Below are 13978 nucleotides of genomic sequence, written 5' to 3'. Positions count from 1 at the left end.
CCTTTGCCCGGATGACCGACGCCGGAGCCGATACCTACACCGTATCGGGAGCCGAGTTTGACGCGACCTTCAGTGACAATGTCGCCGGATCAAGTATCAGCAATGACTTTAACAACAGCGCCAGCCTTGCCGGAGCAATGCTGCCGGTAGGAGCCAACACCATTATCTGGACCGTAACCGATGCCGCCGGCAACCAAAGCAACTGTACCAGCATCATCAATGTCAGTGATAACGAAGCACCGGTGATTAATTGTGCTGTAGCCAGCCAAACCCAAACCGCAGATGCAGGTGTTTGCGAGGCTGATGTGGCCGTAGTATCACCATCGGTCAGCGACAATACCACTGTGGTGAGCCTGATCAACGATTACAATGGAACTTCAGAAGCGAGTGATACTTATCCGGTCGGAAAAACAACCGTAACATGGACTGCGACCGATGCCAGTGGTAATACGAGTACTTGTAGTCAGGAAGTGATTGTGGCGGACGATGAATTACCTGTCGTTACATGTGCAGGTGACGTGTCGATAACAGTTATTTCTTCAGCAAACTGTAGCCCTGGTGTTGTCGTTCCATCCCCGATTTCGAGTGACAATTGTGGAATAGGATCAGTCACTAACGACTTTAATGGTTTATCGGAAGCTTCCGGAATCTATCCGTTTGGAACAACAAATGTTACCTGGACGGTTACAGATGTTCATGGGAATTCATCATCTTGCATCCAAACGGTTACCGTAAAATCAGAGCCGTTGGCGATAGCTGACGATTTGAGCATTGATGAAGACCAATCGGTCGATATTGCAGTTTTGGATAATGATCTGGATTGCGACGGAAACATAGTAATTCAAACTTTAAATATTGTTGCAAGTGCAACAAATGGCAGCACAACTGTAAATGCTGATGGAACGATTACTTATTTACCTGATCTGAATTATTATGGTACCGACTATTTTACCTATCAGATTTGTGATGCTGACGGTTTTTGCTCAGAAGCAACGGTTACCATTCAGGTGGCTTCAGTTTATGATCCACCGGTAGGTATGGGAGATATCAACAATACTTTCTCTGGTATACCAACATGGGGGCGTGTACTTACGAATGATGTTTATCATGAGCAAGAAGTAGTCAGTGGCCCCTCGTTAGTTGGCGAAAGTGTGACAGAGGTGTCAAGGCAATTCAGTCTGACAGCGAGCACTGATGGACAACGTTTGACTGCAAGCCAGAAAGCAAAAAAAGTCACTGATCCTCTTTATGGAACTTTGGTATTCAACCAAGATGGCACATACATTTACACACCGGAGGTGAATTACAGCGGAATTGATCAGTTTACATATCAAATTGATGATGCTATTTCCGGTTTGTCAAACCCGATAACCGTTTATCTACGGGTGATTTCGACAGACCTGAACAGTTCTCGTCCTCCAATAGCCAACTCCGATGTTCAGCTGGGATATAGCAACTCGGTGTACCCGAACACTGGCAATGTGCTGGAGAATGACTTCGACGTGGAGGGGCACCAATTAATGGTGGCTACGACTCCGGTTGTTGAACCTGCAGTGGGCACATTGACGTTATCTGCTGATGGTACCTATACATATGATGCTCCGGCAAATTATGAAGGAGAAGTTAGTTTTACTTATGAAGTTTATAGGGTCGATGAACCAACTGTTCGTAGTCAGGCTGATGTAGTGCTCGTTTTCTTCGCGGCAGGTCAGGAAGACTTGTTGTATGGGGTTGACGATGCTTACCATACTGATAAAAACGGGGTGGTGACCGGAAATGTGAGTAACAATGATATCAACCTTTTAGGTTCAAGTGTGTCAATAGGAATGGTGATTCAGCCAATTTATGGTACGGTAACTATCGACGCTTTGGGAGATTTCTCCTACACACCGAATGCCGACTATGTAGGCCCGGATAATTTTACTTACAGTCTTTGTAAGCCTGGTAGTTCTTTCTGTCGAAATGCAACCGTTTACATTACAGTAGACGAAACCAACCGGGCACCGATAGCTGTAGATGACGACTTTATGATGCATGAGACAACTGTTAGTGTGTTAGATAATGACTCAGATCCGGATGGAAATCAAATTTCGGTGACTACGGTGATTTCTGAACCACAAAATGGTGTATTGGCGATAAATCCAGATGGTACGTTCACATACACTCCGAACCAGGATTATTTTGGCGATGATTCGTTCGTTTATGAAGTTTGTGACGATTTCAGTAGTCCAATGTGTGACCAGGCAACAGTTATATTGAGGAGAGACTCAGACAACGATGGTGTCCCTGACTCTGATGATGTGGATGATGATAATGATGGTATCCTCGACATTGTTGAAGGAATGTTGTTAGTAAACAGCGATAACGATCGTTTCCCGAATAGTTTGGATATTGACTCGGATAATGATGGTATTCCTGATAATGTTGAAGCACAGAGTGAAGCAAGTTATCATGCACCTCTGGGGACAGATACAGATGGAGATGGATGGGATGACGCTTATGATCCGGATAACGGCGGGACTCCAATCGTACTGAAAGACACCGACAACGATGGCTATTACGACTATGTGGATATTGACACTGACAACGACGGGATACTTGATATCGTTGAAGGAGTGATTGCCTATGGAGGAAGTTTGGCGACTCCGATGCTAAGTGGCCTTGATTCGGACGAAGATGGTTTGGATGATACATTTGATACGATTGTCCTGGGAAGCTCATTCTTGGGAGTAACCTATGACGGAACAAATGCTGCCGTTGAAAATACGGACAATGATGCCGTGCCTGATTACCGGGATATTGATTCAGACAACGACGGAATTCTCGACAATATTGAAGCACAGGAAGATTTAGATAATTATGTAGTTGCCAGTGAGCAAGATCAGGACGGCGATGGTCTTGATGATGCTTATGACAGCGACTACAATTCGGTGGTGATCGTCATGTTTGATTTCGACGGAGATGGTATTCCAGACTTCCGCGATGAAGATACTGACGGGGACACTGTGGATGATTACATTGAAGCGAATGATGCCGACATGAATGGAAAACCAGACTTGGTATTCAGTGGGAATGATGCTGATGGCGACGGGTTGGATGATGTCTTCGACTCACTGATCATTATTGAAGGCCCGGAGATTAGTAGCACTCCCGGTGCGACAACTTACAATCCCGGAGCTTCAAGAATCCTTCCACCAATACAGGACTCTGACAACGATAATAAACCCGACTTCCGCGATGTGGATGATGATAATGATTTGCTAGCCACAATTGATGAAGACAATGTCATTGTTGATGGAGACCCAACAAACGATGATTGTAACTATAACGGCATTCCGAACTATCTGGATCCTGAAACATGTGATTTAATTATTCCGGATGCATTCTCGCCGAACGCTGATGGTTATAATGATTATCTGGAAATTCTGGGACTATACAAATATCCGAATGCTCACCTAGAAGTTTACACTCGCTGGGGGGCTCGGATTTACGAAAAAGACAACTATGGTAATGTGCCGTTGTTGGGTAGTGAAGCATGGTGGGATGGTCGACCAAATATTGGAGGAAACGGAGATATCGTACCTGAGGGTACCTACTTTGTGATCCTGATCCTGGAAAACTCTTCCGTGTATAAAGGGACAGTATTTATTAACCGGTAAACTCAAGAACGATGAAAGCGATGAAATATTTAGCCAAGCTTGCCGTGAGTGGCTTGTTATTAGCCAGCACGGCGCTTAGCTCCTTTGGTCAACAGGACGACCCGATGTACAGCCAGTACATGTTCAACATACAGTCATTTAATCCGGCTTATGTGGGGTCATGGGAATGTGTCGGTTTCATGGTTCTTGGCCGCTACCAATGGGTCGGCTTTGACGGGGCTCCCGAGACACACTCGTTTACGGTTCAGGCACCGCTTCGAAATGAAAAAATAGGATTGGGCTTATCGGTGATTAGTGACGAGATTGGTTTGGAAAAAAGATTGGCCTTTTTTACAGACTATTCTTATAAAGTGAAGATAAACTATGAAGCCAACCTTCGGATGGGATTCAAAGCTGGTTTTACGAATTACCGGCATACCCTGACAGATCATGTGATCATCGATACGAACGATCCGTCGTTTGAAGGCGAGATTCGAGAGAGTTTCATGCCTAATATCGGTGTTGGTTTGTTTCTTTCGTCTCCGAGGTATTACGTCGGGTTTTCAATCCCGAAATTGTTGAAAAACGATTTTGAATATGGAGCTGAAAGCTACAATACAGATTACGAATTTCGAAACATGAATGTTATCGGAGGCTATGTGTTCGATATGGGGTCTTCGATTAAATTTAAGCCTTCATTTATGGCACGTCATTCAGAAGCTTTGCCATTTTCGGTCGATCTGAATGCCAGTTTCCTGTTTAAAGAAAAATTTTGGTTGGGAGGAATGTTTCGGTCTCATGTCTGGAATGGTGCTGGGAGTGCTATTGGTTTGAATACGCAGTTTATCATTAACGAGAAACTGCGGCTTGGCTATGCTTTTGACCTCGATTTGACCGATATTGGATCATATGGAAATGGATCGCACGAACTTATGATCTCTTACGAATTGAGATCTCTTGTTAAGTCATTTACTTCACCCAGATATTTTTAATCCCCGAAAAATAGAACCTATGAAAGAGAAATATTTGATCGGATTCGTCTTTATGCTTTGCTTATCTTATGCAAATGCGCAAACTAAAAAGGTATATGATGAAGTGAAGATTAATATCGAAAATGCTTCTGTAAATACATCAAAGAGTGATTTCGCCGCAGCCATTGACGGAACTGAACTTATTTTCAATTCAGAAGTAAAGGTGCCTGGCGAGAAGAAGAAAGAAACCTACCTTTTGTACGATGCTTTTTCAACGGCAATCCAGCCTGTAGGTCGGTTGGATGATAAAGGAGATTATCAGGAGCGGCTAGTGACAAGGATTCAGGAGGGGCCAATGTCTATTTGCAAAGCCACCGGAGAAATATTTGTGACTCAATCCTACGAAGAAGAAACAGACATTCAGAATATTGTATTTAAGAAGGAGAACCTGCGTTTAGCCATCATGGTGTTTGAAGAGGAAAATGATATCTGGAAAAAGGTAGACCAGTTTCCCTTTGCTTCAAAAGACTATTCAGTGGCTCATCCAAGCATTAATAAAACCGGTGATACCATCGTATTTGTGAGTGATATGCCGGGTGGATTTGGAGGAACTGACCTATACTATTCGGTTCGTAAGGATGGTAAGTGGGGAAATCCTGAAAACCTTGGAAGGGGTATTAATACCTCAGGTATGGAAATGTTTCCGCAATGGGAAGCTGACGGTACATTATTTTTTGCGTCCGATAGCCTTGGAGGAAAGGGTGGGCTAGATGTATTCTATACGACATTAAAGGACGGTAAAACGAGCGATATCCTGACCTTCGATAATGAAATTAATTCCAATGCTGATGACTTTGGATTCTTCACAGGCCCTGATAGACGTTATGCTTATTTTTCGTCAAACAGAAAAGGAGGGAAAGGAAATGATGACATCTATGTTGTGCTCCCCGAGGAATATCGCTTTAATGTGGCTTTAATTTCAACCAATACCAATAAGCCAGTGCCTGAGGTGAAAGTTAATCTGATGAATTCAAAAGGGGCTGTGGTTGCAGAAGGATATACTGATGTTGACGGTCGTTTGCCATTAAGTCTTCCGTTGAATGAAATTTATGAATTGACGGCCAATAAGCCGGGGTATTATGAGAAAGTTCAGAATATCGATCTGACTCCCGAAGGTGATCTCCCGAAACAGGAAGAGGTAATTTATATCGATCCTTCCCATCGTTTAAAAGGACAGGTTGTTAATATTTTGGGTAACGACCCAATTGAAGGAGCCATGCTGACGATTGCCGGCAACGGAACAGCTGTTGATACAACATATTCGGATGCCGAAGGTTATTTCAAAGCCGATATTCAACCCGACTTGGATTACCTGGTTACAGCAGAGGCCGAAAATTTCTTCGGAACCGATGTTGAATTCTCAACGACCGGTATGGAACCCGGCGAGTTATTTTACTACTTCCAGTTATACCCGCTGGACATTGGAACCCGAATTGGGTTGACAAACATTTACTATGACTACGATAAATATTCGATTCGGCCGGATGCAGCCCGTGAGTTGGATCGAATGGCCGAAACCATGAAAAAGTATCCAGACCTTGAAGTTCATTTCGAATCGCATACCGATTGCCGCGGAACTGATGAATACAACCAACGATTGTCTGACCGGCGGGCTAAATCTACCTTTGACTACCTGATTCGCAAAGGTATAAGTAAAGATCGAATGACATTTGAAGGATTCGGAGAATCGCAACTAGTGAATGAATGTTCTGATGGCGTAGAATGCTCCGAGGAACTACACCAGGAAAACAGACGCACGGTATTTGAAATTACGAAGTCAAAAATCACTCAAACAAACCAGAGAAAGTAAAAATATAAAGTTGCTGCGTAAGCACTTTCGTTTAGTCTAGCATGAGGGTCTACCAGAGGGTAGGCCCTTTTTTTTCGCGAAAAACTAAATAATTAGTTTAAAAACTATTTAATTAGTTTGAAAACTAATAATTTAGTTGTAGTTTTGGTTTAACAAATTTCAAACTTAAAGCTCAAAGCCAATGGAACAACTTTTCAATATCCGCAACGACCCTTAAAATTTTTTATCTGAAACAACTAATTAATTAGTTATAAAACTTAGAGATTAGTTATATTTGATAAGTAATTGAAACAAAAGCGATACAATCATGATCAAGGAATTAACCAAAGCAGAAGAACAAGTGATGCAAATTTTATGGAAGCTGGAGAAAGCTTTTGTCAATGATATTCTCGACAAAACGCCCGAACCCAAACCAGCGTATAATACGGTGTCAACCATCATTCGCATTCTGGAGAAAAAAGGCTTTGTTGCTCATGAAGCTTTTGGGAAGACCCACCGGTATTTTCCGCTCATTAGTAAACGCGACTATACCAAAGCCTATCTAAAGAATTTTTTGGGCAACTACTTTGGAAACTCCTTTCAGGAAATGGTTTCCTTTTTTGCGAAAGAAGATAATATGAGTCTCACCGACCTGGAAGAACTGATGAATGAAGTTGGAAAGGATTTGGACAACGATAAATCGAAACCCAATGTTTGATTTTGTCAACTACATCTACGAATCGGGTATAAGTCTGGGGCTATTTACGCTCCTGTACTTCTTATTCTTACAGCGTGAAACGTTTTTCAAAACCAATCGTTTGTTTCTGCTTTTCGCGCTTTTGTTCTCGGCCTTGCTTCCGCTTTTTCATATACGGATTTGGGAAGCGCAACCAGTTCTGTTAAACGAAGTAACGGTAACCCCTTACCGAAATCTTCTCGAAACGGTTTCGGTTTACGGAACTGAACTCTCAGTGAATATTGTTCGTCGTATTTCCACCAGCACGTATATTATTTCAGCTTACATACTGGGACTTTGTTTTTTTGCTTTTCGTCTTCTTCACCGTCTGCTGCAGATATCTTTGTTGATTCGCCGGTCGGATGCAATTCAAGAGCACGGAATGAAGCTCGTACTGATTGATCGGGAGGTGACGCCCTTCTCTTTTCTTTCGTACGTTTTTGTCAGCAAAAATCTAAAAGAGCAGAGCGGATGGGAAAAAATGCTCATTCACGAGTTCGAACATGTGAAACAGGGGCATTCTTTCGATATCCTGATATTGGAGGTGCTTAGTGTATTTCAGTGGTTCAACCCGTTTTTCTGGTTGCTTAAACGACTTTTACGCGAAAATCATGAGTATCTGGCCGATAGGGCAGTACTCGTTCAAATTGCCAATCCCAGCCTGTATAAAAAATTGCTTTTGCAGCAATTTATCGGGCCACAGGTTGAATTAGCCAACAACTTCAATTATTCACTAATAAAAAAACGAATTCAAATGATGTCACAAATCAAATCGTCAAAATTAGCACAAGTTAAATTGGGTGGGGGATTCCTCCTTGCAGTAGCGCTCATTGTCCTGTTTTCCTTGGAAAATAAAACCTTTGCAACGGTTTACACCGCAAATTCAAGTGATCAACAGGAACAGCAGAGTCCCAGTAATGAGCAAAGCGCGGATGAACTGAGCAATGAAGTGTCAACCCTTGAAATCATAGAAAACTTGCCTGTGCCAGCGAACTCTAAAAGTCAGGATACTCCCGGAGTTGCTGAATCGGGCCATATACTAGAAAAAATAAACCCGAATGCACAGGAACATATGGACACACCGGATACGCTAAAAGTTTTAGTTGAAGGCCAAGAACTGCAGGTAAGCGGAGACAAAAATGCAATTGTTAAATTTATGTCAATGGTCTCCGAATCAATGAGTAAAGAGGTTTCTATTCATGTGAAGGACGGTAAAAAGGAGCTGCACCTTTCGAACGAGTTGAAGGCGGAAAAAGAAGACAAAGAGGTTACTGAAATTGATGGAGAACCTGTGTTTTTTGTGGTGGAAACAATGCCTAAGTTCCCGGGTGGAGTTGATGCATTGGGTCAGTTTATCGCCAAAAAGGTAAAATACCCGGTTGAAGCCAAAAAGGCAAAATTGGAGGGAAAAGTATATGTAACCTTCATCGTTGATAAGCAAGGAAAAGTTCGCTTAGCGAGAGTTGCTCGTGGAGTCAGTCCGCTTCTGGATCAGGAGGCTTTGAGGGTTGTCAACCTAATCCCAGACTGGACACCTGGCATTCAGCGAGGACAGGCGGTTGCTGTTTCTTATACGATTCCAATTAGTTTTTCGCTTAAGTAACAAAATCCAGATCTGTCCTGATTTCCTTTCGGGGCAGATCTTTCTACTTCAAAGCCATGAAGAATCTGTTGTTTTCCTTGTTGCTTTTGTTCCCTTTATTTGCCGAAGCGCAGACTGAGGTGGATATGCTCATCCTAAACCGCAAGTACGCAGAAGCTTTGAATACCTTGGAAAATGACATGAGTACAGCACCCAAGGCAGGTTTGTTTTTCAAAAAGGGGCTGGTGCATGAAAAACTCATGGACTATGAGTCGGCAATTTTTGCCTTGAACAAGGCTTGTGAAATGGATCCGCAAAACACCATGTATTGGGAAGAGCTGGCCGATGCGCATTCAGCTTTGGGGAATTACTTTTACGCTGTTACGTATTTCAAAAAAGCCATCTCCATCGACCCTACAGATATCCGTATGAAAGGGAAATTGGCACAGGCATACATCAATTTAAAAGCTTACCCGGATGCATTTCGTTGTTACAGTGATATTTGGACCAGTGATTCCACAAACATTTTTTATAACCGCTACTACGCCTACGCGGCCTACAAAGTAGGAGAAGATGAACTGGCTGTTGCCCTTTACGAAAAACTGGCGGCAAAAGGCTCGCGTGATTTAAATACCTGGATGAACTTGGCAACCATTTATAACCAGCGAAGAAAAATGAATGAAGCTGTTGTTACTTGCGAACGCGGGTTGCATATTTTTCCGCAGAACCCTTCTTTGTTACTGAAAATGGCGGATAGTTATTTTGTTTTCAGGGAATATGGAAAAGCAATGTACGCCTACGAAAATTATCTGGCAGTAGGGGATTCGACTCTTGATGTGTTGAAAAATTACGGAATTTGTCTGTATTTCGACAAACAGGAAGAAAAAGCGCTGACCATGCTTGAGCCTTGTTATGAAGCTTCTATTGAAGATCCGATCGTGAATTTTTATATGGGGGCTTGTTTTAAGAAAATGAAAATGTTTGACGTTAGCGAGGGCTATTTAGAGTTGTCCATTGAAACGGCAACGCCTGCCTATTTAGCCGAAATCTATCATCATCTGGCTCAGGTGTACGGTTCACTGCGTAAGTTCGATGAGTCAATTGAAGCTTATCAAAGCGCATTGAAAATTGATCCGTCAAAAAATGACGTATTATTCGAAATAGCACGCGCATACGAAGAATTTAATGCCAGCAAGGTTATTGCGTTGCACTATTATCGCGAATATGCAAAAGCGGTGCGAGAGAATGGCGCGAATATTGACTATGCGCTTGATCGAATAAAAAAAATTAAGGAAGAGCTGTTCTTTGAAGACGGATCAGTGGGTATCAGCAATTAGCATCAATGCTTCCTGGCGCAGAATGGCAGGCAATTGCAGTTGGCGTCGTTCAATGCTTAACAGCCACATGCGAATTTCATCTCCTTTTAAGGTGTACAATACGTCGCGGAACTCCTCAATCTGGTTGTCGTTGTATCGTTCAGCCGCCACTCCTTTATAGCGATCCAGGTCTTCATCTTCGAAATACATAATTTCGTCCGGATTCATACGCATCGCATCAAACTCACATATCTCGTGTGCGCCACAGCAGTCTGTCGGTATTTCGAACTCGTCAGATTCCGGTTCCGGATTCGAGTCCGCCTGTTTTTTCGCCGACAATTTATTCGACAGCCAGGTTACAAGTGCGACAATGGCAACAAAAGCAATTAATATCCCAATTAAAATATCCATGGATGAATTGTAATTATTCAGAATTAGGAAACAAACTTGCAAGAAAATTGATCGGTCGACATTTCTCTTGCGGTGCAAATTTAGTGTGAAAAATGTAATTCGTCGAATTTTTGCACCATTGATTCTGGAGTGATCACCTAAAATTTATCATTGAAACTGAAATAATCCTGGAGATATTCAAGCTAAAAATCTTTATCGCTTTTTAGTGTTGCATTTGGAGCATTGTTTCACTTTTGCTTGAGTTGTTTAAACTTTTAGTTGTTTATCTAAACAAAACAAGCCGTTTGCTGTTTTAGATATTCGGAAATCAGATAGGAGGAAAGATTATGAAAGTTAATGGATTTGTAAAGACCGCTCCCGGATCAAAAAACGGAAGAATGAACAGGCCACAGATTAATAATGGAACTGAGGTTGATTTGATCGGGGACAATCATATAGGAACTTCGTTGGAAACACCAATGCGCACTGATGCATTTGATAAAAGCGATGAAGAAAAGATGGCGATCATTGAGCTTAAATTTAGAGAGATCATGGAAGTTCTTGGACTGGATCTGACGGATGACAGTTTGAACGGAACACCCCATCGTGTTGCCAAAATGTATGTGAAGGAGATTTTCAGTGGGCTAAATCCGGAAAATGAGCCAAAAATTTCAGTTTTTGACAATAAATTCGGCTACGGTGAAATGTTGGTTGAGCGCAATATAAATTTAAATTCGACTTGTGAGCACCATTTTCTTCCGATAGTTGGTAAGGCTCACGTCGCCTACATTGCTAGTGGGCAGGTGATTGGCTTGTCGAAAATAAACCGAATTGTCGATTATTTTGCGCGGCGTCCGCAGGTGCAGGAACGTTTAACAGTACAAATAGCCAATGAGCTAAAAAAGATATTGAAAACGGAGGATGTAGCTGTTGTAATTGATGCGAAACATATGTGTGTTTCGTCGCGCGGGATTGAGGACGAGAGCAGTTCAACCGTCACGGCTGAGTACGGAGGGGTATTTGGGCAGACCGAAAAGCGAGACGAATTTTTGAAATATATATCAATGGGGAAATAGGGTTTTTAATTATTGGTTTGAAAGCAGCTGTTCCGTTTCGGGCGGCTGTTTTCTTTTTAGCCGGTTACCGATCATTTTTATTCAAACTGAAGTTCTCCAAAAAACTCGGGCAAATGAAAATTAGGGACGGGGTGTTTTACTTCGGCCCAGGTAATAAAGTGCGGGTTCGACGTTTTGTCGCCACATTTATAGAAGTTAGCTCGCCAGCTGGTTCCCGAAAGTGGTGTAGTTACATCGGCAAATTCTTCGACCAAAGTAATCGGCAGGCGATACTCCAATGTCCATGTTAGCGGTTCGGTAATCTCGTCCAAAATTAGTTCGGGTAGCGAATGCGCGATTTCAATTTGAATGACCTTTTCGGGTGCATAAATAAACTTTTTGCGCTTTTGTTCCAGATTGTAGTGGAAAAGTGCAGTTCCACCGCAGTTTGTTTCCAGGTTGAAGTAGCGTTCGGGCTGCTTCAGGTCGGGTGAAAAGAAAAATTCGACACACGAATCTTCCCACATACGGTAATTAATAATGTTGCTCATGCAACGAACGTAACGATCGTCAACTTTGAAAATGATGTAAACAGCCTCGTTGTCGTGGGCTAATTTAACTTCAACCTTTGGCATAAAGGCGTTCTGTTCGCCCATATAATAATTGAGTTGAATAGCCGGAATAGGTTGCCATTGGGCTTTGTTCCAATTGGCATCGGGTGTTAATTTTTCGGCTAGTCGGTGAACGCGGTAAATTGCTTGCATCGTATACAGTTTCGTTGGTTTCTGAGCAGGTTTGTCAGCTTGAAAAAAATTGACTTGTTCAAAATGGTCAAAAAAAAGAGGCCGGAATAAACCGGCCTTTTACTATCTAATTGTTATCTCAATTACATGTTTGCGTCTTTCAGAATCACATCGTGTGCACCGCCCTCAACAATACTGGTTGCTGAGACTAAAGTTATTTTAGCATTCTCTTTTAAATCAGGAATACTAACGGTTCCACAACTGCACATCGTTGATTTTATTTTTCCTAACGTAATGTCCAGGTTGTCTTTCAATTTACCTGCATAAGGAACGTAGCTGTCAACACCTTCTTCAAATTTCAGGTTTTCGCTGCCACCCATATCGTAGCGTTGCCAGTTGCGGGCACGATTCGATCCTTCGCCCCAATATTCTTTCACGTAGCGGTTGTTCACCATTAATTTACGAGTTGGACTTTCGTCGAAACGGGCAAAGTAACGGCCCATCATCAGGAAGTCGGCTCCCATTGCCAATGCCAGTACCATGTGGTAGTCCTGCACTATTCCACCATCGGAGCAGATTGGGATGTAGATTCCTGTTTTTTCGAAGTACTCGTCGCGGGCTTGCGCCACTTCAATCACAGCAGTTGCCTGTCCACGACCAATACCTTTTTGTTCGCGGGTGATGCAGATTGAACCACCACCAATACCAACTTTAATGAAATCGGCTCCAGCTTCGGCCAGGTACAAAAAGCCTTCACGGTCAACAACGTTTCCGGCTCCTACAAACACTTTTCCGTTGTATTGTTTTTTCACATATTCAACGGTTTCGCGTTGCCATGCAGAAAAACCATCTGATGAGTCTACGCATAACACATCGGCTCCGGCTTCTACCAGGGCAGGAACACGTTCGCGGTAATCGCGGCTGTTGATTCCGGCTCCAACCAAGAGTTTTTTGTTTGCATCGTGCAACTCATTCGGATGCTCTTTGTGGCTTTCATAGTCTTTCCGAAAAACGAAACATTGGAAATTCCGATCTTCATCAACAATGGGTAAACTATTCAGTTTATTATCCCAGATAATATCGTTGGCTTCGTTCAAACTGATTCCCAGTGTCCCGTAAATCAATTTGTCGAATGGTGTCATGAACTCAGCAATCTTTTTATCCAGTGCATCACGACTGGGGCGGTAGTCACGGCTGGTAACAATTCCCATTAATTTGCCGTGTGAACTTCCATCTTCGGTGATGGCGATGTTGCCATGTCCGGTTTTAGCTTTCAATTCAAGCACATCTTTTAAGGTGTGCTCAGGAGTTAGATTTGAGTCACTCTCAACAAAACCGGCTTTAAATTTTTTCACTTTGCGCACCATCTCGGCTTGAGTCTCGATGGATTGAGAGCCGTAAATAAATGAAAGTCCACCGTTACGGGCAAGTGCAATTGCCATATTGTCGTCGGATACCGATTGCATAATGGCTGATACAAAAGGAATATTCAGCTCTAACGCTGGTTTTTCGCCTTTTTTATAGGCAACCAACGGCGCTTTTAACGATACGTTTGATGGGTTGCAGTCTTTGCCGGTTAGCCCGGGGATAAGCAGGTATTCACTAAAGGTTCTTGAAACTTCATTCGAGTATTTTGCCATGATATGCCAGCTTTTTGTGTTAAAAAATTGCGCAAAACTACTATTATTTTTTGGAATG

The 13978-nt window shown here is 42.6% G+C and carries 10 protein-coding genes; 7 read left to right on the top strand and 3 right to left on the bottom strand.

Annotated elements, in window-relative coordinates:
• From ABZD21_RS18820 to ABZD21_RS18795, 6 genes are all read left to right on the top strand, one after another.
• The coding region (locus ABZD21_RS18820; RefSeq protein ID WP_372776678.1) for a tandem-95 repeat protein at positions 1–3659 on the top strand (3659 nt) is incomplete at its 5' end.
• 11 nt (positions 3660–3670) lie between these two features.
• On the top strand, positions 3671–4630 hold the full coding sequence (locus tag ABZD21_RS18815; protein ID WP_372776677.1) for a type IX secretion system membrane protein PorP/SprF: 960 nt from the start codon (positions 3671–3673) through the stop codon (positions 4628–4630).
• Positions 4631–4649: 19 nt separating this feature from the next.
• Complete coding sequence (locus tag ABZD21_RS18810; RefSeq protein WP_372776676.1) at positions 4650–6479, top strand: OmpA family protein; 1830 nt, start codon at positions 4650–4652, stop codon at positions 6477–6479.
• A 307-nt stretch (positions 6480–6786) separates the two neighbouring features.
• Positions 6787–7176: a BlaI/MecI/CopY family transcriptional regulator gene (locus tag ABZD21_RS18805; protein ID WP_372776675.1), complete on the top strand. Its 390-nt coding sequence runs from the start codon at positions 6787–6789 to the stop codon at positions 7174–7176.
• Complete coding sequence (locus ABZD21_RS18800) at positions 7169–8797, top strand: TonB family protein (RefSeq protein WP_372776674.1); 1629 nt, start codon at positions 7169–7171, stop codon at positions 8795–8797. Before ABZD21_RS18805 ends, ABZD21_RS18800 begins: the two co-directional genes overlap by 8 nt.
• Positions 8798–8853: 56 nt before the next feature.
• On the top strand, positions 8854–10113 hold the full coding sequence (locus ABZD21_RS18795; protein ID WP_372776673.1) for a tetratricopeptide repeat protein: 1260 nt from the start codon (positions 8854–8856) through the stop codon (positions 10111–10113).
• Here ABZD21_RS18795 and ABZD21_RS18790 read toward each other — a convergent pair.
• Entirely contained in the window at positions 10093–10503 is a 411-nt protein-coding gene (locus tag ABZD21_RS18790) for a hypothetical protein (protein ID WP_372776672.1), read from the bottom strand. The two genes, ABZD21_RS18795 and ABZD21_RS18790, sit on opposite strands and share 21 nt — an antisense overlap.
• Positions 10504–10880: 377 nt before the next feature.
• On the opposite strand from ABZD21_RS18790, the gene folE reads away from it, so the two are divergent.
• Positions 10881–11558, top strand: a complete 678-nt coding sequence (gene folE / locus ABZD21_RS18785; RefSeq protein WP_372776671.1) for a GTP cyclohydrolase I FolE — start codon at positions 10881–10883, stop codon at positions 11556–11558.
• Between the two features lie 77 nt (positions 11559–11635).
• On the opposite strand, the gene ABZD21_RS18780 is transcribed toward folE, so the two are convergent.
• Together ABZD21_RS18780 and ABZD21_RS18775 are read right to left on the bottom strand one after the other, a co-directional pair.
• Complete coding sequence (locus ABZD21_RS18780) at positions 11636–12301, bottom strand: carbohydrate-binding family 9-like protein (protein WP_372776670.1); 666 nt, start codon at positions 12299–12301, stop codon at positions 11636–11638.
• Positions 12302–12423: 122 nt separating this feature from the next.
• On the bottom strand, positions 12424–13978 hold a 1555-nt coding region (locus tag ABZD21_RS18775), incomplete at its 5' end, for an IMP dehydrogenase (protein WP_372776669.1).

This window comes from Mangrovibacterium sp., assembly GCF_041596335.1.
In the GTDB taxonomy this organism is placed as follows: domain Bacteria; phylum Bacteroidota; class Bacteroidia; order Bacteroidales; family Prolixibacteraceae; genus Mangrovibacterium.
This window is presented reverse-complemented; position numbering and strand designations above follow the sequence as displayed.